The organism is Thermosynechococcus sp. QKsg1 (assembly GCF_031586415.1).
GTDB lineage: Bacteria > Cyanobacteriota > Cyanobacteriia > Thermosynechococcales > Thermosynechococcaceae > Thermosynechococcus.
Genome location: NZ_CP134200.1, coordinates 1,335,552 through 1,359,170 on the forward strand (window position 1 = coordinate 1,335,552; position 23,619 = coordinate 1,359,170).

Below are 23,619 nucleotides of genomic sequence, written 5' to 3' on the forward strand. Positions count from 1 at the left end.
ACCCCCGAATCGTTCTAATCTAAGTTAGCGCGTTAACTAAAAGTAAAGGGAGCCTCTTAGTAACCATGGTTGTCAAAGCAAGTGGTGGAAGCTCGGTTGCCCGCCCGCAACTTTATCAAACAGTCCCCGTTTCAACGATTATCCAAGCCGAACAGCAGGATCGCTTCCTGAATCGGGGTGAACTGGATGAACTCGCTGTTTATCTGCGCTCTGGGGCAAAACGCCTTGAAATTGCCACCACCCTCACCCGCAACGCCGACATCATTGTTTCCCGTGCTGCCAACCGCATCTTTGTCGGTGGTTCCCCCATGGCCTTCCTCTCCCGTCCCCAAACTGAAGAAGCCCCCCAATTCACCACTGGGGCAAGGGGCGAAGCCATTGACATGAAAGAAGCTATGAAGTTGGGAACCGCAACCTATGTGGACACCCGTGGTGGATTCCTAGAGGGCTTGCGCTCCGTCTTTAGTGCCTCTGGTGGTGGTGCACCCGTGGGCTTCAAGCCGATCAACATTGCCCGCTATGGCCCTGCCCGCATGGAAAAATCCCTGCGCGACTTGGATTGGTTCCTCCGCTATACCACCTATGCCATTGTGGCTGGCGATCCCAACATTCTGGCGGTGAATACGCGCGGCTTGCGAGAAATTATTGAGGCTGCTTGCTCCACTGATGCCACCATTGCTGCCCTACAGGAAATGCGGCGGGCGGCTCTTAGCTACTTTGAAAAAGACGCCGAAGCCAAGGGCATTGTGGAAACCTACTTTGAAGTTCTGATCAACGAATTTATTGCCCCTGCCCCCTCCGATAAAGTGCGGCAGCGCAACTCCACGGATCTTCAAGGTCTGCAACTACCCCAGATTTACTTCAATGCCGCCGAACGCCGTCCCAAATTTGTGATGAAGCCGGGGCTATCCGCTGCCGAGAAAAACGAAGTGGTCAAAGCCGCCTATCGGCAAATCTTTGAACGCGACATCTCCCGTGCCTACGGCTTGGGCATCTCTGACCTAGAATCCAAGGTGAAAAATGGCTCCATCTCCATGAAGGAGTTCATCCGCCAACTGGCCAAATCGCCCCTCTATCGCAAAAACTTCTACGAACCCTATATCAACAGCCGTGCCCTCGAACTGGCCTTCCGCCATATTTTGGGTCGTGGGCCTTCGAGCCGTGAGGAAGTGCAAACCTACTTTGCCATTATTTCCAAAGGGGGTCTTCCAGCCTTAGTGGATGCCCTTGTGGATTCCAAGGAATACAGCGACTACTTTGGTGAAGAGACGGTGCCCTATCTGCGGGGTCTGGGTCAAGAGGCTCAAGAGTGCCGCAACTGGGGTGCCCAACAGGATCTCTTCAAGTACAGTGCTCCCTTCCGTAAAGTCCCGCAATTCATCACCACCTTTGCCGCTCAGGATCAGCCGCTGCCGGATCAACACCCCTACGGTGCGGGCAACGATCCCTTGGAAATTCAGTTTGGCGCCATCTTCCCAAAAGAGAAGAAAAATCCCAATGCTCGCCCCCAACCCTTCAACAAAGACACCCGCCGCATTCTCATTACGCGCGGGCCAGGGATCAACAATCAGGTGAGCAATCCCGCAGCGCGTGGGGTCGCCCCCGGCAGCCTAGGGCCCAAAGTCTTCAAACTGGATCAGCTGCCCAGCATCAATGCCCGCATTGGCAAACGCTCGATCGCCACGGGCGGCGACAGTGTCAAATTTGCTGAAAGTTCGACCCAGCGGGTGATTCGTGCCGCTTATCTGCAAGTCTTTGGCCGCGATGTCTATGAAGGGCAGCGCCAAAAAGTGGCCGAGATCAAACTGGAAAATGGTGAAATCTCTGTGCGTGAATTTGTGCGGATTTTGGCCAAGTCAAACCTCTTCCGCAGCCTCTACTGGACACCGCTGTACGTCACGAAGGCGATTGAATATATTCACCGTCGCCTCTTGGGTCGTCCCACCTATGGTCGCCAAGAGATGAATGCCTACTTCGACATTGCCTCGAAGAAAGGTCTCTATGGCTTGGTGGATGCGATCATTGACAGCCAAGAGTACAGCGAAGCCTTTGGCGAAGATACGGTTCCCTACGAGCGCTACATTACGCCCCAAGGTTTGGCTCTGCGATCGCTCCGCGCTGGCACGATTGGTGAAACTGGCGTACCCCCTGAAAAAGAAGAAACACCTCGCTTTGTCGAACTGGGGGCGGTGACCGAACTGCGAACCGAGCCAGCAATTGAATTCCGTGCCAATCAAGGGGTGAGCAAGCGCCGCGACCAAACCAAGGTCTTTAAGCTCACGGATCTCAATGACAAGCAAAATCTGCAACTAGTGATTCAGGCGGCCTATCGTCAGGTCTTTGAGCGGGATGTGGCGCCCTACATTGTCCGCGATGAATTTACCGCCCTTGAATCGAAGCTCAGCAACGGCGAGATCACCCTCAAGGAGTTTATCGAGGGCTTGGGTTGCTCGGAACTCTATCAGAAGGAGTTCTACACCCCCTACCCCAACACCAAGGTGATCGAACTGGGCACCAAGCACTTCTTGGGTCGGGCGCCCCTTGATCAAGCGGAAATTCGCCGCTACAACCAAATTCTTGCCACCCAAGGCTTAAAGGCCTTTGTCCAAGCCCTCGTCAGTAGTGCTGAATACGCTGAAGCCTTTGGTGAGGATACGGTGCCCTATCGTCGCTTCCCCACCCTGCCGGCGGCCAACTTCCCCAACACTGAGAAGCTGCACAATCAACTCACGAAGCAAAGTGATGCGATTGTCGTGCCCAGCTTCGCACCCGTGAAACCTCGCCTCGATAACACGAAGCTGCCGCTCCTCAGTCGGGCGATCGCTGAGCAAGAGGCAAAAGCGCGTCAAGCGGATCCCAGCAAACCCCGCTTTATCGAATTGGGACGCTCCTTCCGCAATGGCGATGGTCAATCAGTGGAAGTGGGGGTCGGTACCAGCCGTCGCCGTCCTGCTCGCATTTTCCGCATGACCGTGGGTGCCCCTAGTGCTGAAGTGGAACTGCTGATCAATGCCATCTACTGCCAAGTGATGGATGTCTTCAGTGGCCAAGTGCCCAGCCAGTTCCGGCGCCCTGATCTCGAGAGCCGCCTGCGCAACGGTGAAATTACCGTCCGCGAGTTTGTGCGTACCTTGGCCAGCTCGGAGATCTATCGCAACCGCTTCTACACCCCCTATCCCAACACCAAGGTGATTGAATTCCTCTTCCGTCACCTCCTCGGTCGCGCCCCGGCCACCCAAGCGGAAATTCGCCAATACAACAAAATCTTGGCGGATCAAGGCCTCAAGGCTGCTGTCGAAACGATGGTGAATAGCCCTGAGTACAGCCGCTACTTTGGCGAAGATGTCGTGCCCTACAAACGCTTCCCCACCCTGCCAGCGGGCAACTACATTGGCAGTGTCAAGGCCGATGCCGACTTGGTGAAGCAGTCTTGGTCAAGCCTCTCGCCCTCGTTGGTGGGGATTCAGCCAAGCCACCGCGACTAGGGAACGCTGCCACTAACCACTGGTGAATCAATACACTAGCGGATGCTCTTGCAGGGGTGTCCGCTTTTTTTCTCGACAAGACCACGTTAAAATATCTTAAAGATTTTCAATTCTGAAAAATCGGCAAAATCCTGTCCTAGTGAGGGCTGGGAGTCTTTCTATAGCCAGTAAAAAAATGATAGAGTACAAAAAATTCACATTTTAATTTCTATCCATTACTGTCCTCATTGAGTAGGAGTGTCCGTTACTTTGGAGAGCCACAAAGAAAAGATACTCGTTGTTGATGATGAAGCGAGTATTCGCCGCATTTTAGAAACTCGGCTGTCAATGATTGGCTATACCGTCGTCACTGCTGCCGATGGCGAGGAAGCCCTGACCACATTTCGGCAGGAGCAGCCAGATTTAGTAGTGCTTGACGTGATGATGCCCAAACTAGATGGCTATGGCGTCTGTCAAGAACTGCGCAAAGAATCCGATGTCCCCATTATTATGCTCACTGCCCTTGGCGATGTCGCTGATCGCATTACGGGGCTGGAACTGGGCGCCGATGATTATGTGGTCAAGCCCTTTTCCCCCAAGGAGTTGGAAGCCCGCATTCGCTCGGTGCTGCGACGCATTGAGAAAACCAGCACCTCTGGTATCCCTAGCTCTGGGGTGATTCAGGTGGGCAATATTCGCATTGATACCAACAAGCGCCAAGTCTATAAAGGGGATGAGCGCATTCGCCTCACGGGTATGGAATTTATGCTCTTGGAATTGCTGGTGGGTCGCTCGGGGGAACCCTTCTCACGGGGAGAAATTCTCGAGCAGGTGTGGGGCTACACGCCAGAACGCCATGTGGATACGCGGGTGGTGGATGTCCACATTTCCCGCTTGCGGGCTAAGCTAGAGGAAGACCCCAGTAATCCAGAATTAATTTTGACAGCACGGGGAACAGGCTATCTCTTTCAGCGAATTACTGAACCGGGAGAAGCAAGCAACAAAAATTCCTAACTGGCTTGAGGGTGAGCCATGCTTCAAAAACGCTGGCGCTGGTCAGAAGCTGTGGGTCTAGGTCTGACGGTTGTGGCCTTGAGCATTATTGCCTTTATGCAGCAGGATGCCCTGCGTCAGTTACAGGTTCAAACGGCAGAACAATTCACCGATGCCGAATATGAGCGCCAGAATGCCCAAACCATTACTCAAATGCGGCTTTTGGCAAATCTCCCTTCCTTTGGTTTTGACAATTTAGTTGCCGATTGGGCGTTTTTGCAATTTTTGCAGTTTTTTGGTGATTCCGCTGCCCGCCAAGTCACGGGTTACGACGATGCACCTGCTTTCTTTGAGGTGATTATCGCTAAAGACCCCCGCTTTGCCCCAACCTATCCCTATCTCTCGACGGCAATTACGGTGTATGCAGGACAGCCGCAAACCTCTGTGGCTTTGATGGATCGGGGTCTGGCAGCGATGGATCCCGCCTATCAACCGACAGCTTACTTGGCATGGGTATTTCGGGCGATGGATGAATTGCTCTTTTTGGGCAAGGGGCGAGCGGCAGCAGAGTCCTACGATCGCGCAGCGGCTTGGGCAGAAATGAATCCAGATCCACAAGTCCGCGCCGCAGCAGAGTATTATCGCTCGTTGGCACAAACCCTACGGCGGGATCCCGATAGTCGGATGGCGCAGATCAATGCTTGGATTTGGGCACTGGTGAATGCGGTCAGCGATCGCTCGCGGCAAACGGCGATAGAGAATATTGAACGCCTTGGGGGCAAGGTCTCACGGCTCCCCGATGGCACTTGGCAAATTCGCCATCCTGAAGATCTGCGGTAACGCCTGTGGAACGCACGATTGCCGAAATCAATGAAAAGATTACAGCAGGTAAAGCCACCGTTTGGACATTGGCAGAACTCAAAGCCCGCCTTGAAAGTCTGAGCATTGCGGAAGCAACCCGCCAAGTGGATGTGGTGACAACGGGTACCTTTGAACCCATGGAGTCCTCTGGGGCGATCCTTAACTTAGGCCCGACGGATCCGCCGATTAAACTGCGGCAGTGCTGGCTCGATGGCATTCCCGCCTATAGTGGTTTTGGCGCCGTCGATCTGTACTTGGGGGCAGCCCAATCCCTTGATCCCAATTCCGAAGCGGGCGAAGCCGACAGTCTGCGGGAGCGAGGGGGTGGCCATGTCATTGCCGATTTGATTGCAGGTAAAGCCATTCCCCTACGGGCAGTGGGCTATGTCACGGATTGTTATCCCCGCGCCAGTTTAGAAACGGTGATTAGCAAAGAGACGATCAATCAGTTCTATCTCTATAACCCCCGCAATCTTTATCAAAATTTTATTGTCGGTGTCAATGGTGGCGATCGCCCGCTCTATACCTACCTTGGTCCGCTGCAACCGCAACTGGGGAATGCCGTCTATGCCTGTGGCGGCGCCCTCTCACCTTTATTGAATGATCCCTACTTGCGACTGGTGGGGATTGGCACGCGCATTTTCCTCGGCGGCGGCATTGGTTATGTAGCGTGGGAAGGCACTCAACACTTCCCCTTGCAAAAACGGTTGGCCAACGACATCCCCATTGGTCCAGCGGCCACCCTTGCCCTGATTGGTGATGCCAAACAGATGGATCCCTTTTGGGTGCGCGGTTGCTATTTCAAGCACTATGGAGCGTCCCTGATGCTGGGGGTGGGGGTTCCGCTGCCGGTGCTGGATCAAGAGGTCATTGCCCGCTGTGCCATTCGCGATGAGGAAGTGGTGGCGCCGATTATTGACTTTTCAATTCCCCGCCGCGTGCGTCCCACCTTTGGCATGGTCAACTATGCTCAACTCAAGTCAGGCAAAATCAAGATTGAAGGCAAAACTGTGCGCACCGCTCCCCTGACGAGTCTTTACTTTAGTCAGCGCATTGCCGAAGTCCTCAAAGACTGGATCCACAGTGGTCGTTTTACCCTCACAGAACCCATTGCCCCCCTGCCGCGCGATCGCGCCTTTCTGCCACAGCAACCTTGGATGCCCGCTGCCAGTGATGATTAATGACATTAATAACTTTTGGCGGGTAGCAACCCTCCTTTCGCTATAATGACCAATAGTTCAACCACCTTGGCCTTGGCAATTCTCCAGTCCCCGACCGAGTGATTCAGGCCACTGCTGAACGCTTGCCGATGGGTGTTTAATAAAAATATAGGGTTCTGGATTCCAGCGATCGCGGACAGACGAAAAGTTGCATCCTTCACTCACTTAATTCCGTCATGCGTATGATTACGGTTGTTGTATGTTCTAGTTGTGTGTCAGTCTCAGCGTTAGGGTAGAGGTCAAGGGCTGTGCAGTATCTCGCCGAGGTGATTAAAAAAACGGGTTTCATGGGGACGAAATCCGAGTTGAAGTTGTTGATGCGTGAGCAGTCGGGCTACTGGCACCCTGTCCCCCAAAACGAAGAAACCATTCCCTTTGACAACAGTCGTGACTACGGCAATGGTGTGTTGGTCTTTGTAGAAATGGCCGCCAACCGCCAGATTCAAAACGTGGATGAAGCAACGCGCCGTCTCACCGGTATCTTGCACGGCTTCACACGGATGCGTGAGCGGTTCCAAAGTCAAGAGGAAGAAATTGAGGGCTGGAAGCAATCCCTCTCCTATCAGGCGGAAGCTCTCAATCAACGGGAACAGGAATTTGAGCAGCGCAGAGAAGAACTCCAAGAACTAGAGGCGCAATTGGCCGGCGCTGAAGAGCAACTAGCACAACTCAACAAATTGCGAGAAGAATTGACCGTCGAGGAACAGCGGATTCAATCAGAGCGCCAAGCCCTTGAAAATTTACGCCACCAAGTGCACCAAGAGCAGCAGCGCTGGGAACAACTTAAATCAAGCCACAGCGTTGGCCTATCCCCAGAGCAAATTCGCCAAGTGGACTCGATTTTGCAGCAGTTGGCAGAGACCCTCAACAGTGGTGGGCGTCCTCAAATCGCGGAATGTTTTCAAATTTTAGACCAGCAGCAAGCCTTGCTGAGTCAATACTGGCAGCAACTAGAGCAACTGGAGCAGGAGCTGAGTCAACGGCAAGCTGCCCTAGAGGAACAACTGCAAGCCTTCCATGCAAAGGAGGAGACGTGGCGCACCGCTCAAGAACAATTTTGGCAAGACAGTCGAGCGATCGCCCTGCAGGAGGAACTCTGCCGCTACAAACAGTCCGTGCTTGAAAAAGAACGTCACCTCCTTGCCCAACAGGAGGAAATGATCCAGCAAATGCGCCAAGCCATGGTCAGTGATCTCACAGAGGCAGTGGATGTGAATGCCCTGATGAAAATGCCCATGGAGGAACTCGAAAAAGAAGTCGCCAACCGCGGTAATGACCTCAAACGTGCCTCTGCCTTTGTCAACGATCAAGAAGAAGAGCTAAAAATGGCTCTGGAGTCCTTGGCAGAACTGGAGCAAAAAGTCAAAGCAGCCAGTGATTTCGATCGCCTGCAACTGGCAGGAGAACTGGAGGACGAACGCCAGCGCTGTAATCTGCTCAATCAGGCGCTTGAAGGACAGCGGCAAAATATCCGTGAAAAAGAAGCGATCTACAAAATTCACAAACAAGTGCTAGAGGCGCGCAAAGATCCCGCCTCCCAACAGGGCATTAGCCTCATTCCCATCCTCAGTGAACTGGAGCGCCAGTTTCAAGAGTACAGTGTGGCTGTCAATCAACTCGCGGAAGAATTGCAGCAGGCCTATACTGATCTCGAAAGTCTGCGCCACGACCTTGAAGAGCGCCGCAAACTGCAACAGCAGCAAAAAGATCAACTCAGTCAAGAAGAACAGGCACTGATTGAAGAGCAACGGTTACTCGCTGCCAAGCGCGGCCAAGCGAATCTGCTGCGGGAGATTTTACAGCCCGTTCAAGATCGCCTCAATCACCTGCGCCAAGGCCTAGAGGGACTAAACCAAAATATCCTCAATGGCCGTCCCAGTGCTCTCATTTCTGAATTGCAGCAGGTCGTCATGAATCTAGGGCAGGGGGCTTAGTCGCTAATTGCGCTGCCGCATCGCGTCTCGGACTTTGGTTTCCCCTGCGCGGTTATTTTGCTCACGGTACAGTTTCAAAGCCACTTGATAGGCACTGCGAGCCTCCTGCCGCCGCCCTTGCGCTGCCAAGGCTTTGCCCAAGCGGTAAAATCCTTCGGGATCTCTAGGGTTGATCTGCGTGGCTTGACGATAAATGGCCGCCGCTTCAAGGGGGTTGTTCTGCTGCATTAACAACTCGCCAAAGCTAAAGTAGGTGGCTAGCCGTTCGGGTTGCAAAGTGATTAGGCGGCGATAGGTTTGAATGGCTCGCTCGGTTTGATTTGCAGCAGCCGCCAGTTCAGCCACCTGTTGTAGCAGATCCGCATCCCGCTGACCCAAGTTAGCCGCGCGATCAATCGCTTGCCAGCCATTGCTAGGATCGCCGGCGGCCAGAAGTGCCATCCCCAAGTTGAGTTGAATCGAGGCATTGCTAGGGGCAAGGGCTGCCGCCTGTTGCAGACTACTGAGGGCTTCAGGAATATTGCGTTGTTGGAGCAGCAAAACGCCTAATCCCTTTTGAGCCGCCCAATTGCGGGGGTCAAGACTGAGGGCGGAGCGGTAGGCCTGTATAGCGCCTTGGGGATCCCCCATGCGGGCGAGAATCACCGCCAGTCCTTCGTAGGATTGGGCATTACGGTTATTCAGGCGAATGGCTTGGCGGTAGGCGGCAGCAGCCCCGTGGTTTTCCCCCATCATCCCCAGACTGTAGCCGAGGGCATAGTAAAAATCAGCGTTTTGTTGATCCAGCTCAATAGCGCGTTGGTAGGCACGGGCGGCTTCGGCAAATTGTCCCTGCTGGGCATAGAGGTAGCCAATGGCAGAATGCACGCGGGGATTACGGCTCTCGCTCTGGAGCAGTTGCTGATAAATGGCCAAGGCTTGGGCATAGTTTCCTGCTTCCACTAGCCGTCGCCCTTCTTGCATCAGCGTGCTGACTTGGCTATTGGCGTGTACTGGCGATGCCATCCAAAGGCCAAGACTGGCAATACTAGCCCACAAAAGGGAATTGAAGCGCATCGTGAGTGAGTCCTCCTCGCAAACGTTAACCCCAACTTAACGGTTGTTTACAGCTCTCTTAAGAGATACTGCAAATTCCGCCAAGGGCGATCGCCAAGGGTTAAGAGATCTAGTTAAGGCAAACTAAGGCTCTATTCTGGACAATTTTGACCCGAATGGCAAATCAAAAGGTAGGTGTGTGATGGCGAGACGATGCAACATTGCCCTTGTGGGCAGCTACAACAGTGGCAAAACAACCCTTGCAGAAAGCATTTTGCGCCTTACCCACGCCACGAGCAGTAAGGCCAGTAGTCTTCTAGATACCAGCCCTGAGGCTCGCGATCGCCAAATGGGGGTAGAACTGAATGTCGTTCATACCCAGTATGGAGACTTGGAGCTGACGCTTCTCGACTGTCCCGGCTCGGTGGAATTGCTGCAAGAAACCCTCAATGCCCTCGTGGGGGTGGATATGGCAATCGTTGTCTGTGAACCCCTTAGCGATCGCGCCTTTACCCTAACCCCCCTGTTCAAATTCCTCGATGACTGGCAGATTCCCCATATTCTTTTTGTCAACAAGATGGAGCGCGCCCATGACCCCTACATGGAGATCCTCGCGGCCTATCGCCAAGTTTCCAGTCGCCCCTTGGTACCCCACCAGTACCCCATTTGGCAGGGGGATGATCTCTTGGGCTACATTGACTTGGTGACGGAGCAGGCCTATCACTATCATGCGGGGGCAGCGGCGGATTTAGTTCCCTTTCCTTCGGAATTACAAGCCGTTGAACAGGCGGCGCGGGCGGAGCTACTGGAGGCTCTAGCCAACTATGATGACCACCTTTTGGAAGAACTCCTTGAGGATATTGCGCCGCCAGAAAGTGAAATCATGGCGGATCTGCGCTGGGAGTTGGGAGCCGATTTAATTGTGCCCGTCTTTTTTGGCAGTGCGCAAACGGACTACGGTGTGCGCCCCCTATTGGCAGCCCTTGATCGCGAAGCACCCGATGCCACAGAAACTGCTGCCCATCGCCAGATCAATGGTGAGGAACCCCTCGCCCAAGTACTGAAGACCTTCTATCTACCCCAAGGAGGCGGCAAGCTCTCCCTCGTTCGGGTCTGGCAGGGTACCTTGACCGATGGTATGAGCTTGAATGGGGTGCGTGTGGGTGGTATCTACCGTGCCCAAGGTACACAACTGGAATCCTTGGGACAAGCCACAGCGGGGGACATCGTTCTCTTGGCGCGCCTAGAGGGCATTCGTACGGGTGAGACCCTCAGTATCAATGGTCAGGCGGTGCCTTTGCCCTGTGCCCCCCAACTAGAACCCGTCTATGCCTTGGCCATTACCCCCAGTAAACGCAGTGATGAGGTGAAGCTCACCAGCGCGCTGCAAAAACTTCTTGAGGAAGATCCGGCGCTGCGCTGGGAACAGCATGGCGATACCCATGAAATTATTCTCTGGGGACAGGGTGACATTCACTTGCAGATTGCCCTTGATCGCCTGCGCCGCAAATATAACCTACCGATGCAAACCCATCTCCCCCAAGTCCCCTACAAGGAAACCATTCGCCGCAGCACGAAAAACAGTCATGGCCGCTATAAACATCAAACCGGTGGCCACGGCCAGTTTGGCGATGTGTACCTCGATATTGCTCCCCTAGAACGCGGCAGCGGCTTTCAATTTAGTGAAACCATTGTCGGCGGCGTTGTGCCCAAGCAATATATCCCCGGTGTCGAGCAAGGGGTGCGGGAATTTCTCAACCAAGGACCGTTGGGATTTCCGATCGTGGATGTGGCGGTGACCCTCACCAATGGCTCCTATCACTCCGTGGATAGCTCTGAGCAGGCCTTTCGCCAAGCGGCTCGCCTCGCCATGCAAGCGGGAATTCCCCAGTGTGAACCGCAACTCCTAGAACCCATCATGGCAGTCCAAGTGTGGATGCCCCAAGCTTTTACGGCTAAGGTGATGCAGGCGTTGACGGGGCGGCGCGGTCAGGTTTTGGGCTACAGCAATAAGGAGGGTTGGCCCGGCTGGGAACAGATTGAGGCTTATTTACCCCAAGCAGAAATGCATGACTTTGTGGTGGAGTTGCGATCGCTGACAATGGGCACAGGTGGCTTCCATTGGCAATTTGACCATCTTCAAGAAGTACCGGAGAAACTGGCCGCGACGATTGTCCAGCGCCACAAAAAAGCCTAGGCCACCAGTTGAGCCGCCTTGGCCTGCAATTCCTGAAGTCGTGTGGCCATAATCTGCTGAATCTGCGCCTCCTGCTGGCGATCGCTCGCATCCAGATCATCAGCCACGGTACCGGGAGCGGCTTGGAATTTCTTGAGTTGACGGTCAAAGAAACTATTGGGAAAGCGGCGGTACTCAACGGTCTGCTGCTGGAGGCGGGCAGTGTGGCAAAACTGGTGCAGCCAATGGGCATAGGCCACATCCTCAGCCCCATAGCGAAATTGGCGAAACACCTCCTCTTCGGGAAAGCCGCCAATAAACTCATGGACTTCGCGGCGCACGGCGAGATTGAGCACCAGCGTTTGCTCGAGGCTTTTGTGCCAGTAGGGATGCAGGCGATCGCGACAATAGACCCCCGTGCGTACCGCCCCAAAATACGCTGGGGCATAGGGTGCGGGTAAAGGCTGATTCAACACCGATAGGGCTAAAAACAGATGCTCAGGGCGGTAGAGATCATCGGCATCACAGAAAAAAATCACCTCCCCTTTGGCCAAGCGCACCCCCATGTTCCGCGCTGCCGCAATCCCAATATTCGTCGGCAAGCCCACCAATTGTAGGGGCACGGCATTCGGCCATCCTGCCGTCGCCACATCACAGGTGTGATCCGTTGAACCATCGCTAATCAGGATGAATTCCCCCGCAGTGGCGTAGGGGAAGTGCTGTTGGAGGTAGCGGCAACTGGCGGCAATGCTCTCAAGGGTTTCCCGAAAGACCGTTTCTCCCCGCTGGGTCACCACATTGTAGGCGGGCATCACAATCGAGAAGGAACGTAGGCCAGCAAGTTCCACAGCAAGTCCCTCAGTCACTCGCCCTCATTTTCTCCCTAGGAGCGGCTGCGATGCAAAAATTTCCCAAGGTGTTGACAAACGCTCAGGGCATTCGCTACATTAACTAATGCTGAGTCTTGCCCCCATCGTCTAGAGGCCTAGGACACCTCCCTTTCACGGAGGCGACGGGGATTCGAATTCCCCTGGGGGTATCCTCCACTGGCAACCTCAACGTGAACGGTCGATATTTGATTCGCCGCTCCCCTGCCAAAGTGCCACAATACGGAAAGTAGTGCAGGAGACAAAGGATGGACTGGGCAACGCGGGTGATGCGGGTCACGCCGTCGGTAACGCTGGCGATTGATGCCAAAGCCAAGGCAATGCGCGCAGCGGGAGAGGATATCTGTAGCTTTAGTGCGGGCGAACCCGACTTTGACACCCCTGCCCACATTCGTGAGGCGGCAAAAGCAGCGCTCGATCAAGGCAAAACCCGCTATGGTCCGGCGGCAGGGGAACCGGCCTTGCGGCAGGCGATCGCCACCAAGCTCAACAACGACAACCACCTGCCCTATCGTGCTGAAAATATTCTCGTCACCAATGGCGGCAAGCAGGCGCTCTTTAACCTGATGCTAGCCCTAATCAATCCCGGCGATGAGGTGATTATTCCTGCCCCCTACTGGGTGAGCTATCCAGAAATGGTGCACTTGGCTAGTGGCACGCCGGTGATTGTGACAACCACTGCGGAAACCGGCTATCGGATTACCCCTGCCCAGCTAGAGGATGCCATTACCCCCAAAACACGGCTCTTTGTCCTCAACTCCCCCAGCAACCCCACGGGCATGGTCTATACCCCCGAGGAAATTCGCGAACTAGCGGCAGTGATTGTGCGGCATCAACTGTGGGTGGTCTCCGATGAGATTTACGAGAAGATTCTCTACGATGGGGCTGAACACCTGAGCATCGGTGCTGTCAGTGAGGCGGCCTTTGAGCGAACCATTGTCTGTAGTGGCTTTGCCAAGGCCTATGCGATGACGGGTTGGCGTGTGGGCTATTTGGCAGGGGCAACCGATGTGATTAAAGTCGCCACGAAAATTCAGAGCCACAGCACCTCAAATGTGTGTACGTTTGCCCAATACGGTGCCCTTGCGGCTCTAGAGGGAAGTCAAGCCTGTGTGGCCGAGATGGTGGCCGCCTTCCGCGATCGCCGTGCCTGTATGTATGAACGCATTTCTGAGATTCCTCGCCTGCGCTGTCTCAAACCCCAAGGCGCCTTTTATCTCTTTGTGGATATTAGCGAAACGGGTTTAAGTTCCGTAGAGTTTTGCGATCGCCTGCTGGAGGAAGAAAAGGTGGCCACAATTCCCGGTAAAGCCTTTGGCATGGATGATCACATTCGCCTCTCCTACGCCACGGATTTGGCCACCATTGAAAAAGGCCTGACGCGACTGGCAAAATTTGTCGAGCGGCTCTAAATCCACAACCGCGCCATCGGTAGGAGAAACCCCGGCATCACCTCGCTGCAATCAACGACCTGGGGGGCGTCTAAAACAACCACGTCCTCTTGGGGACGGTAGAGTTCTACTTGGCGGTCTTGGGAATTGATCAGCAGCCCCAAGCGCACCCCCAGTCGCCGATACTCCTGCATTTTGGCGCGTAAGCGGTCAATCGCATCCGAGGGCGATCGCAACTCAGCAACGAAATCCGGCACGATGGGGATAAAGCCCGTCAGATCAACGCCCTCTAGGCGGGGGCTAGCAATCCAAGAGACATCTGGGGAGAGTTTGCCGCCCCCCAAAGCTATAAAGTCATAGCCCGTTGAGGAATCAAAGGCGCGCCCCAGTTGCGTTTGCCGGTTCCAAAGCCCCACTTCCACAATCAGCTCAAAATTTTGGGCACCCGTTTGCCCCCCCGTTGGCGGCATGACAATCAATTCTCCAGCCTTGGTCAATTCTAGGCGCAGATCAGGATTATCGCGGCAGAGCTGATCAAACTGCTCTGGGGTCACCTGCACCGTTGCATTGCGGACATTGAGCAGCAGCGGCGAGCTGTCCACGGGTGTTGTAGAAGTCATAACGGTTGATTTAAGCCGAATAACTTGATCCTAGCGAAGGCGACTTAGAGATGGTCTTTGACGTATTTCCACGCTAGTTTGGCTGCACCGACGATGCCCGCGTGATTGCCAAGGGTGGCTCGCAAACAGTGGAGGTTATTGCGGGAGGTGGGCAGCACCCGCTCTTCCAATTCAGCAATCATCGAGGGAAAAAAGAGGTCACTGGCGGCACTAATCCCCCCACCAATAATCACTGCTTCGGGGGTGAGGACATATATAAGGCTCGCAATGCCAGCGGCTAATTCACGGCCATAGGTTTGCCAGAGGGCGATCGCCTCAGGGTCGCCATTGTTGGCTCGCTCTGCCATCTCATGGGGTTCACAGCCCCAGCGCCGCCGCAGGGCTTGGGCGGAAACATGTTGCTCAAGGGAACCGCGATTGCCACTGTTGCAGGGAGGTCCGTTGTAGTCGAGGGTAATCAGCCCCAACTCGCCGGCAGCACCATCCCGACCGACAAAGAGATCGCCATTGAGGATAATCGCACCGCCGACCCCCGTCCCCAAGGTCAGCAAAATTAAATCCTTGAACTGACTCCCCGCCCCTAGCCATGCTTCTCCAAGGCCAGCACAGTTGGCATCGTTACCAATCACGGTGGGTTTGCCCGTCAGATGTTCGAGGCTGTCGCTAATGGGCACTTCGTACCAGTCAAGGTTAATGGCACGGCGGGCAATACGACCAGTGGCATCCACAGGCCCCGGTATGCCCATCCCGATCGCCAACGCCCGATCCTCACCATCCAGTTCTTTAATCCCCTGCACAATCGCTCTAATCACCCGCTCTGGAAAGGGAGGCTGAGGGGTCGGCAACGTTAGGGTATTGAGGCAATCCCCCTTGGGACTAAAGCGCCCCATTTTGATGGCAGTGCCACCAAGATCAACACCAATCACGTAGGGTTCACTCACAGAGATTTTGTCAGTCTCAATTGCAGGCGATCGCGGGCATCGTCGCCCAGTTGAATCGTCACATCCGATGCTAGCACACCCGTACTCTCCACCCGCACTTCCCCAAATCCCAGCAATAACTGCACCCGACGCGCTGCCGCCAAGTCCCCCTGCTGAGCAATGATCCGCGTAATCGGCATCGGTTGGGGCAATGGCTCTGCCACCAAAGGATCGGGGTAACCGGCGGTTTGCAGTTGCTGACTCAGACGCATGACCAATGATTCTGGCAGGGTGGTATTTTGAATCGCAATCCGCACTTGGGCAGGGGGGGTCAAACCTGTCTCGCGCGGATCAGCAGTAGGGGTGTCGCGGAAATAGTGATCCGTTAGCCAAGCAATCCGTTGGTAATTGGGCAACCAATAGCTCACTTCCACTTCATCGGTGCTGCCATTAAAGTTCCCCGGCAGCATCAGAAACTCCACCCGCGATCGCGGCAAGCTAGTGAGGAATTGCCCCAAGCTCATCAGTTCCTCAACCGTTAAGTTGGTATCCAAGTTTTCGCGAATAATACTGAGAATTTGGGGGGTACGGGCAAGGGTTTCCGGGCGAGCCGTTTGCTCCATTAGTGCCCGCAAAAACATCTGTTGTCGCTGCACGCGGCCAATATCGCCAAGGGCATCGTAGCGAAAGCGCAGAAATTGTAGGGCTTGGTTGCCATTCAGGTGTTGTCGTCCGGACTGCAAATCAATGTAGAGGCGCTGACTGTCATCCCGATAGCGCATGGCTATGGGTACATCCACTGTCACCCCCCCAAGGGCATCAATGAGTTTCTCAATGCCTTGAACGTTAATGCGCAAATAGCGATCGATGGGCACATCCCCCAACAGATCACTTACCGTTTCCGCCGCCAGTGCAGGCCCGCCGAGGGCATTGGCTTCGTTGATTTTGGCATCCCCCCGACCCGGAATGAAGGTGAGGGTATCGCGGGGAATTGACAGCACCACTAACCGTTGCTGGACTGGATCAAAACGCACGAGTAGCAGTGAGTCCGATAGCCCCTCAACGGAATTCACTAGGGCATGGTAGGTAAGGTTGGGGTCGGGCGGTTCATCTAAGTCGGAGGTTAAGACCTTGGAGCCAATGAGCAGTAAATTCAAGGGTTGATGGAGCCTTGCCCCTGTCCAGCGATCGCCCCGTTGAAACACCTGCCACTCTCGACTGCTGAGCGATCGCTGCATGAGTGGTGTACTCTGACTCAATAGCCCCCACAGTGCCCCTAGGCTGCCGGAAATTAAGGCAACCCCTAGCCACAACACCAGTCGCCAAAATAAAACCCCTTCTTCAGGCGGAGCGGGTCGTCGTCGGCGTTGCCATCGAATAAACACTATTGCCTCGCCACACTAAAAATTCCCTTAAGCCTACCATATAGCCCTTATTCTCCTATGACGTACATCAAGCGTCTTCGATACGGAGTTTCACCCTTTGGAGTCTGTGCTATCCCCGTGAAAAGAACTGTCAACAAGTTGGCAAGATACAATACTCAAATATCCAACTCATACGCAACCGATTGCGGCCAAAATGCAATTTATTGACCTCGCCGAAATTCATGTCAAAGCTGGGAAGGGGGGCGACGGCATTATTGCCTTTCGCCGTGAAAAATACGTGCCTGCGGGAGGCCCCTCAGGGGGGAATGGCGGCAATGGTGGCTCGGTGATTCTCAAAGCAGTCTCCAATTTACAAACACTGCTGGACTTTCGTTATGCCCATGTGTTTAAGGCAGAAAATGGCCAGCGGGGCGGGCCGAATAACCGTACGGGTGCCTGTGGTGCAGATTTAGTGATTGAAGTGCCCTGTGGCACCATGGTTTGGGATGCCGAAACCGAGGAATTGCTGGGAGACCTCACCACCCCCGGTCAAACGCTGCTGGTGGCTAAGGGGGGCAAAGGGGGTTTAGGGAATAAGCACTTCTTGAGTAATCATCAACGGGCACCAGACTATGCCCTACCGGGGCTAGAGGGGGAAGAGCGGCATCTCCGGCTGGAACTCAAACTACTGGCGGAAGTGGGCATTATTGGCCTGCCCAATGCCGGTAAATCCACCCTAATTTCGGTGTTATCGGCAGCGCGACCGAAAATTGCCGATTATCCCTTTACAACCTTGGTGCCCAATTTAGGTGTGGTGCGCCAACCCAATGGTGATGGCACTGTGTTTGCTGATATTCCCGGTCTCATTGCCGGTGCCCATGCGGGTCTGGGGTTGGGGCATGAGTTTCTCCGCCATATTGAGCGTACCCGTCTGCTGCTGCACTTGATTGATGCCACGGCTGAGGATGTGGTGGCTGCTTACCAAACCATTCGCGATGAGCTAGTGGCTTATGGTCACGGCTTGGCCGATCGCCCGCAAATTATTGCCCTCAACAAAATTGATGCCCTAGAACCTTCCCAAATTGCTGCAGTTCAAGACACCCTTACTGCCTATGCCGGTCAACGGGTTTTTGCCATCTCTGCGGTGGCGCGTCAGGGGTTAGAGCCTCTCTTAGATGCCATTTGGCAGGAACTGGGGGTGAGCGTTTCCCATCAGTATTCTTGATTGTGACGGGTGCTGTTGAGGAACCACCGAGGAAAAAAATGAACACCAGAAGATGCCTTGTCCGGGGCGCGATCGCCCTTGGAAGTAGTCTGATTCTTGGTCTGTGTTCGCCAACTCTAGCCCAGCCATCCCCCCAGCAATTTCAGGAACTCGCCAATCAAATTGATCAACTGCGGGAACAAGGCAATATGCAGGCTGCTATTCCCCTAGCAGAGCGCTTTGTGAGCTTAGTGGAAAATACACTGGGCAGCAACCATCCCCTTTTGGCAGCCAGTCTCAACGAATTAGCAAAGCTCCATGTTGAGCAGGGAAATTATGCAGCAGCACTCCCCCTCTATCAGCGGGCATTGGCCATCTATGAACGTACTGAAGGTTCCGAACAACTAGAAGTAGGCGTAACATTGAATAATTTGGCCAATCTCTATCGTGCCCAAGGGAACTATGATGCTGCGTTGCCAGTGTTTCAGCGGGCATTGGCGATCGCCGAAAAGACCCTAGGGTTCAATCATCCCGAAGTGGCGGTCACTCTCAATAACATCGGTCTCCTCTACACCCAGCAAAAAAACTATGCCCAAGCCCATCGGCACTATCAGCAAGCCTTAACAATTTTTGAGCGCACCTTAGGCCAAAAGAATGCCTATGTGGCAACTGTTCTCAATAACCTAGCCGACCTCTATCGCGCCCAAAAAAAATACGCTGCTGCCTTGCCCCTGTACCAACGCGCCCTGCAAATTCGTGAACAAACCTTGAGTGCAGGCCATCCTGACATCGCTAACAGCTTGAATAATTTGGCAACCCTCTACTTCGATCAGGGCAACCATGGGGCAGCGCTTTCCCTCTATCAACGGGCGCTGGCGATCGCCCAATCCCGCCTTGGGGAAAGCCATCCCCATACCGCTGCTGCCCTAGGAAACCTTGCTGCGGTCTATTGGCAACAGGGAAATCTTACCCAAACCCTTGCCCTACTGCAAAACGTACAGGAAATTGAGGAAAAGAACCTCAGTCAGAATCTAATCGTTGGTTCAGAGGACTACAAGCGCAACTATCTAGGAACCTTTCAAAACAGTACCGATGCCATTCTCACGTTGCATCTCCAGAGTCTTCCCCACAATTCTGAGGCCACTGCCTTGGCCTTAACAACGATTTTGCGCCGCAAAGGGCGGTTACTGGATTTTCTCAGCCAGAACCAAGCACGACTGCGACGGCAACTAGCGGCGCCAGATCAAGCGAAGCTCCAGCAACTCACCACATTGCGCACAACCATCGCTAAACTCGTTTTTGCTTCAGCAAAGCCAGCAGCTTTCTCCCAAGTGCAGCAACTTCAAGCCCAGGCCAATCAACTGGAAGCCGAACTGAGTCTGCGCAGTGCTAGCTTTCGCGAACTCACTGAACCAGTGACCATTGCTGCTGTGCAACGGGCCATTCCTGCCAATGGGGTGCTGGTTGAGTTTGTGCGCTATCGCCCCTACGACTTTAGCAAGCGGCAGTTTAGTGAGCCGCGCTATGGGGTCTATGTGTTGCCGGCTAGCGGCCCACCCATAGGCAAAGACATTGGTTCTGCGGCCGAAATTGATGCCCAAATACGCCAAGTCCGTTTGCGGTTGGCTGACCCCCGTTTGCCTAAATCCGAAGTTCAGCGGCCAGCTCAGACTTTGGCAGCGCAGTTAATCACACCCATTCTGCCGTGGATTGGGGCGGCCACCCATTTGCTCATTGCCCCCGATGGTGAGCTCAACACCATTCCCTTTCAGGCGCTTGTGGATGCCCAAGGGCGCTACTTGGTGGAGTCCTATCTCATTACCTTGCTCACCTCAGGACGAGAACTGTTGCGTTTGCAATCCCAATCAGAATCTGCTGCTGTGCCTTTGATTGTGGCTGACCCCAGTTTTGATCATTCCTTTGGCAATGCCTCTGCCGCTTCCCCGGCGGTGCGCTCCCTTGACTTGCGGGGGTTGGCCTTTGCTCCTTTGCCGGGGACGGCTCAAGAAGCCCAAGCCCTCAGGGCACTCCTGCCCCAAGCGCGGCTGTTGGTTCAAGGAGCGGCTACCGAAGCAGCAGTTAAGGCGGCGAAGTCCCCAAAAATTCTCCACTTGGCTACCCACGGCTTCTTTTTAGCCCCGTCAGGAAACAGGGACATTCTGGAAAACCCCCTTTTGCGTTCGGGTTTGGCCTTGGCGGGGTTTAACCAACGCCAGAGCGGTTCAGACGTGGAGGATGGGGTACTGACGGCCTTAGAGGTGACCGGTATGAACCTGAGGGGTACGGAGTTGGTGGTGCTCTCAGCCTGTGATACGGGACGGGGGGAGGTGGTGAATGGGGAGGGGGTCTATGGATTGCGGCGAGCGTTTACATTGGCTGGGGCGCGATCGCAGGTGAGTACCCTATGGAAAGTGGATGATCAAGTAACCCGCGATATGATGGTGGCCTTTTACCAAAATCTGCGCCGAGGCATGGGGCGCACAGAAGCCCTGCGGCAAGTCCAGCTTCAGCGACTCAAGGATGAATCCCCCTACTATTGGGCGGCGTTTGTTTCCAGTGGTGATTGGTCTCCCTTAGCATTGCCCCGATGACGATGGTTCGTGCCATTCAATACCGCCTTGCCCTGTGGTATGTGGGGGTAACGGCACTCCTACTCCTCATCTTTGCCACGGGGTTCTTTTTCTATGTGCGGGGAACCCTGATCGAGCGCATTGATGACACCCTCAGCCACGTTGTTGAGGTGGTGAGTCGTTCCCTGATTATTGACACGGGCACGGCGGAAGCCATTGATTGGCAAACCAGTTTAGGCAGTAGTCCCCTTGCGGCGCTGGAGGAGGATCACATTGACCTAGAGGGGTTTACTCCAGATCAGCAGTTGGCTTGGAGCACGTTTTCAGAACCCCTTGATCTGCCCTTGCATCTCAGTCGGACAGCAGAAACGGTGCAGGTGGGTGAGGATCGCTGGCTACGGCAGATGACGGTGGCCTTAGTGGTGGGCGATCGCCTACTGGGCTATTTGCGGGTCAGCCATCCTTGGTTCGAGGTGACCCAGCCGAGTCAAGCCCTGCTCTGGGATCTGTTGGTTGGTATCACAATTACGCTGACCCTAGTGAGTATTAGTGGTTGGTTCCTGTCACGGCTGGCGATCGCCCCCCTGCAGCAGTCCTATGCTTATTTGAAGCAATTTACCGCCGATGCTTCCCATGAATTGCGCAACCCCGTGGCCCTCATTCAAACCAATGTCCAAGTCGCCTTAGCCACTGCGGATCCGGAAACCCAACGCCAACAACTCCTAGTCATTGAACGCCTTAGTCGCCGCCTCAGTCGCTTAGTGGACGATTTGCTCTTTCTGACTCGCCAAGATAGCGGCATGATTCCCCTGCAGGCCCAGCCCTGTCACCTTGATGCTATTCTCCTAGGGGTGATTGAGGAGCAAACACCTCTGATCCAGCAAAAGCACCTACAACTGGCGTTGGAGCTTGCGGATCCCCAGACCGCGGAGACAGAGGCCTATCGCCTGTGGGGCAACCCCGATCATCTCAGCCGCTTGTTAACCAATATCCTCAGTAATGCCGTGCAATATACCCCTGCGGGGGGTCAGATTCAAGTGAGGTTGGATCAGCAGGGTAAATTCTACCGTGTCGTAATTGCTGATAATGGACCGGGGATTCCCGCCAGTGAACTGCCCCGCCTGTTTGATCGCTTTTATCGCCTTCAGGGCACAAAGTCCGAAGGGACGGGTTTAGGGCTGGCGATCGCCCAATCCATTGTCAAAGCCCACCGCGGTCAGATTCAGGTGACTAGCGAAGTCGGTCAAGGCACCTGCTTTACGATTCTGCTGCCAGCGGAAATAAAAGAGATCTAGATTGCTGGTACGATCATCGCCAGAGTTATCCCCAAATCAGCCAGTTTTGTTAGGATTGCCACCACTGTGGAAAAGAAATCGCGTTCGCTTGCCCATGTTGCCACCATTGTTGCCGTTGCAACGCTGTTGAGTAAAGTCGCGGGACTGGTTCGCCAGCAGGCGATCGCCGCCGAATTTGGTGTGGGCGCCGCAGTGGATGCCTACAGTTATGCCTATGTGATTCCGGGGTTTCTCTTTGTGCTCTTGGGGGGGATCAATGGTCCGTTCCACAGTTCGATCATCAGTGTGGTTCTCAAGCAACCGCCCGAAAAAGCCGCGCCCCTCGTGGAAACCATTACCACCGTTGTGGGTGCCCTATTACTGGTGCTGACCGCCATTTTGATGGTGCTGGCTGACCCCTTAATTCAACTCATTGCCCCCGGTGCCAGTCCAGAGATTCAAGCCTTAGCCGCAGAGCAGTTTCGGATTATGGCACCCTTGGCCGTGCTCTCGGGTTTGATTGGCATTGGCTTTGGTACCCTCAATGCTGCCGATCAGTACTGGTTGCCCTCGATTAGTCCCTTGCTGTCTAGTTTGGCAGTGATTATTGGCATTTGGTTCTTTGCCGATCAATTTGGCCCAGCAGTGCTCGCTTGGGGAACCCTAGCGGGAGGGGTACTGCAATGGCTTGTACAAATTCCTGCCCAATGGCAAGCCGGCATGGGTACATTGCGATTACGTTTTGATCTCAATCGTCCTGAGGTGCGGGAGTTAATTCAACTCATGGGGCCTGCCACCCTATCCTCGGGAATGCTCTTGATCAGCGTCTATATCAGTCTTTTCTTTGCCTCCCAGTTGCCTGTGGGGGCTGCGTCGGCCTTGAGTTACTCCCAACTGCTCTTTCTAACGCCCTTAGGGATTCTCTCCAATGTGATCCTTGTGCCCTATATGCCCATTTTTTCAAAGTTGGCACAACCAGAACATTGGCCGGATCTCAAGGAACGCATTCGCCAGAGTTTGGTACTCACTGCCTTGAGTATGATGCCCCTCGGTGGCATGATGGCAGCTTTGGCATTGCCGGCAGTGCGGGTGGTCTATGAGCGGCGTGCCTTTGATTTTCAGGCCTCCCAACTTGTGGCGGCGCTGCTGCTGGTCTATGCCGTTGGTATGTTTTTCTACCTTGCCCGCGATGTTATTGTGCGGGTCTTTTATGCCCTAGAGGATGGCCGCACACCCCTCTACATCACCCTCTGGGGATTGGGATTTAATGCCCTGTTTTGCTTTTTCTTTACCCAAGCCTTTGGCGCTGTTGGGTTGGCAATGGCCACGGTTGGGGTGAATACCGTATCGTTTATTGCCCTGACTTGGATTTTGCACCGTCGTTTGGGGGGGCTACCTTGGGGGGAGCTAATGGTGCCGTTGCTGGGAATTGCCCTAGCCAGTGTTCTCAGTGGTGCGGCAGGTTGGGGTGCCCTCAAAGGACTGGAATTGTTTTGGGGGCGGGAAGGCTTGGGGGTGCAACTGTTGCAGTTGGCGATCGCCGGCAGTGTCAGCCTGATTGTTTTTGCAGCAGCTATCTCGCCCCTAAATCTACCGGAGCTAGAGTTTTTCCTGAGCAAAGTACGGCGGTTTTTGCCCAAGCGATACCAGTCATAGATTGCATAGTATGCTGGTAGATCGGCCAATAACGAGCCGCGTTTTTTCTT

At 54.4% G+C, this 23,619-nt stretch carries 16 protein-coding genes and 1 tRNA gene; 12 read left to right on the plus strand and 5 right to left on the minus strand.

Translation table 11 applies throughout. The annotated features are described in order from the left end of the window. Positions 1–65: 65 nt before the first annotated feature. From RHP47_RS06715 to hmpF, 5 genes are all read left to right on the plus strand, one after another. On the plus strand, positions 66–3,485 hold the full coding sequence (locus RHP47_RS06715) for a phycobilisome rod-core linker polypeptide (RefSeq protein ID WP_149819331.1): 3,420 nt from the start codon (positions 66–68) through the stop codon (positions 3,483–3,485). Between the two features lie 249 nt (positions 3,486–3,734). Continuing rightward, positions 3,735–4,478, plus strand: coding sequence for a response regulator transcription factor RpaB (rpaB, locus tag RHP47_RS06720; protein WP_149821735.1), 744 nt, complete (start codon positions 3,735–3,737; stop codon positions 4,476–4,478). An 18-nt stretch (positions 4,479–4,496) separates the two neighbouring features. Next, complete coding sequence (locus RHP47_RS06725; RefSeq protein ID WP_149819333.1) at positions 4,497–5,297, plus strand: hypothetical protein; 801 nt, start codon at positions 4,497–4,499, stop codon at positions 5,295–5,297. Between the two features lie 5 nt (positions 5,298–5,302). Further along, the gene (locus RHP47_RS06730; protein WP_286625048.1) at positions 5,303–6,499 is read left to right on the plus strand and encodes a homocysteine biosynthesis protein; all 1,197 of its coding nucleotides are present in this window, start codon (positions 5,303–5,305) and stop codon (positions 6,497–6,499) included. Positions 6,500–6,825: 326 nt separating this feature from the next. Next, positions 6,826–8,472 carry a pilus motility taxis protein HmpF gene (hmpF, locus tag RHP47_RS06735; RefSeq protein WP_302680062.1) on the plus strand — a complete coding sequence of 549 codons (1,647 nt, stop codon included), beginning with the start codon at positions 6,826–6,828 and terminating at the stop codon, positions 8,470–8,472. A gap of 3 nt (positions 8,473–8,475) precedes the next feature. Here hmpF and RHP47_RS06740 read toward each other — a convergent pair whose 3' ends face one another. Next, a complete protein-coding gene (locus RHP47_RS06740) occupies positions 8,476–9,528 on the minus strand; it encodes a tetratricopeptide repeat protein (protein ID WP_149819339.1) in 1,053 nt (350 codons plus the stop codon). Positions 9,529–9,709: 181 nt separating this feature from the next. On the opposite strand from RHP47_RS06740, the gene RHP47_RS06745 reads away from it, so the two are divergent. Continuing rightward, positions 9,710–11,704 (plus strand): elongation factor G, encoded by a 1,995-nt coding sequence (locus RHP47_RS06745; protein WP_286625052.1) that lies wholly within the window; start codon positions 9,710–9,712, stop codon positions 11,702–11,704. On the opposite strand, the gene RHP47_RS06750 is transcribed toward RHP47_RS06745, so the two are convergent. After that, positions 11,701–12,549 (minus strand): glycosyltransferase family A protein, encoded by an 849-nt coding sequence (locus RHP47_RS06750; protein WP_302677592.1) that lies wholly within the window; start codon positions 12,547–12,549, stop codon positions 11,701–11,703. The two genes, RHP47_RS06745 and RHP47_RS06750, sit on opposite strands and share 4 nt — an antisense overlap. Before the next feature lie 100 nt (positions 12,550–12,649). Here RHP47_RS06750 and RHP47_RS06755 point away from each other — a divergent pair. Beyond that, positions 12,650–12,722, plus strand: a tRNA-Glu gene (locus RHP47_RS06755). Positions 12,723–12,818: 96 nt separating this feature from the next. Then, the gene (locus tag RHP47_RS06760; RefSeq protein ID WP_310840032.1) at positions 12,819–13,982 is read left to right on the plus strand and encodes a pyridoxal phosphate-dependent aminotransferase; all 1,164 of its coding nucleotides are present in this window, start codon (positions 12,819–12,821) and stop codon (positions 13,980–13,982) included. Here RHP47_RS06760 and RHP47_RS06765 read toward each other — a convergent pair. From RHP47_RS06765 to RHP47_RS06775, 3 genes are read right to left on the minus strand one after another with little or no spacing between them, the layout of a single operon-like run. Then, positions 13,979–14,581 (minus strand): Uma2 family endonuclease, encoded by a 603-nt coding sequence (locus RHP47_RS06765; RefSeq protein WP_310840034.1) that lies wholly within the window; start codon positions 14,579–14,581, stop codon positions 13,979–13,981. The genes RHP47_RS06760 and RHP47_RS06765 overlap by 4 nt on opposite strands. 44 nt (positions 14,582–14,625) lie before the next feature. Then, complete coding sequence (locus RHP47_RS06770; protein WP_149819349.1) at positions 14,626–15,522, minus strand: ROK family protein; 897 nt, start codon at positions 15,520–15,522, stop codon at positions 14,626–14,628. Then, complete coding sequence (locus RHP47_RS06775) at positions 15,519–16,886, minus strand: LCP family protein (RefSeq protein WP_310840035.1); 1,368 nt, start codon at positions 16,884–16,886, stop codon at positions 15,519–15,521. The genes RHP47_RS06770 and RHP47_RS06775 overlap by 4 nt, the downstream gene beginning before the upstream one ends. A gap of 193 nt (positions 16,887–17,079) precedes the next feature. On the opposite strand from RHP47_RS06775, the gene obgE reads away from it, so the two are divergent. From obgE to murJ, 4 genes are all read left to right on the plus strand, one after another. Then, positions 17,080–18,090, plus strand: coding sequence for a GTPase ObgE (obgE, locus tag RHP47_RS06780; RefSeq protein ID WP_310840037.1), 1,011 nt, complete (start codon positions 17,080–17,082; stop codon positions 18,088–18,090). Between the two features lie 38 nt (positions 18,091–18,128). Next, positions 18,129–20,660, plus strand: coding sequence for a CHAT domain-containing protein (locus RHP47_RS06785; protein ID WP_310840038.1), 2,532 nt, complete (start codon positions 18,129–18,131; stop codon positions 20,658–20,660). Positions 20,661–20,662: 2 nt separating this feature from the next. Beyond that, positions 20,663–21,934: a HAMP domain-containing sensor histidine kinase gene (locus RHP47_RS06790; protein ID WP_190278322.1), complete on the plus strand. Its 1,272-nt coding sequence runs from the start codon at positions 20,663–20,665 to the stop codon at positions 21,932–21,934. Positions 21,935–22,000: 66 nt separating this feature from the next. Further along, the gene (murJ, locus tag RHP47_RS06795; protein WP_149819359.1) at positions 22,001–23,569 is read left to right on the plus strand and encodes a murein biosynthesis integral membrane protein MurJ; all 1,569 of its coding nucleotides are present in this window, start codon (positions 22,001–22,003) and stop codon (positions 23,567–23,569) included. Positions 23,570–23,619 lie beyond the last annotated feature (50 nt).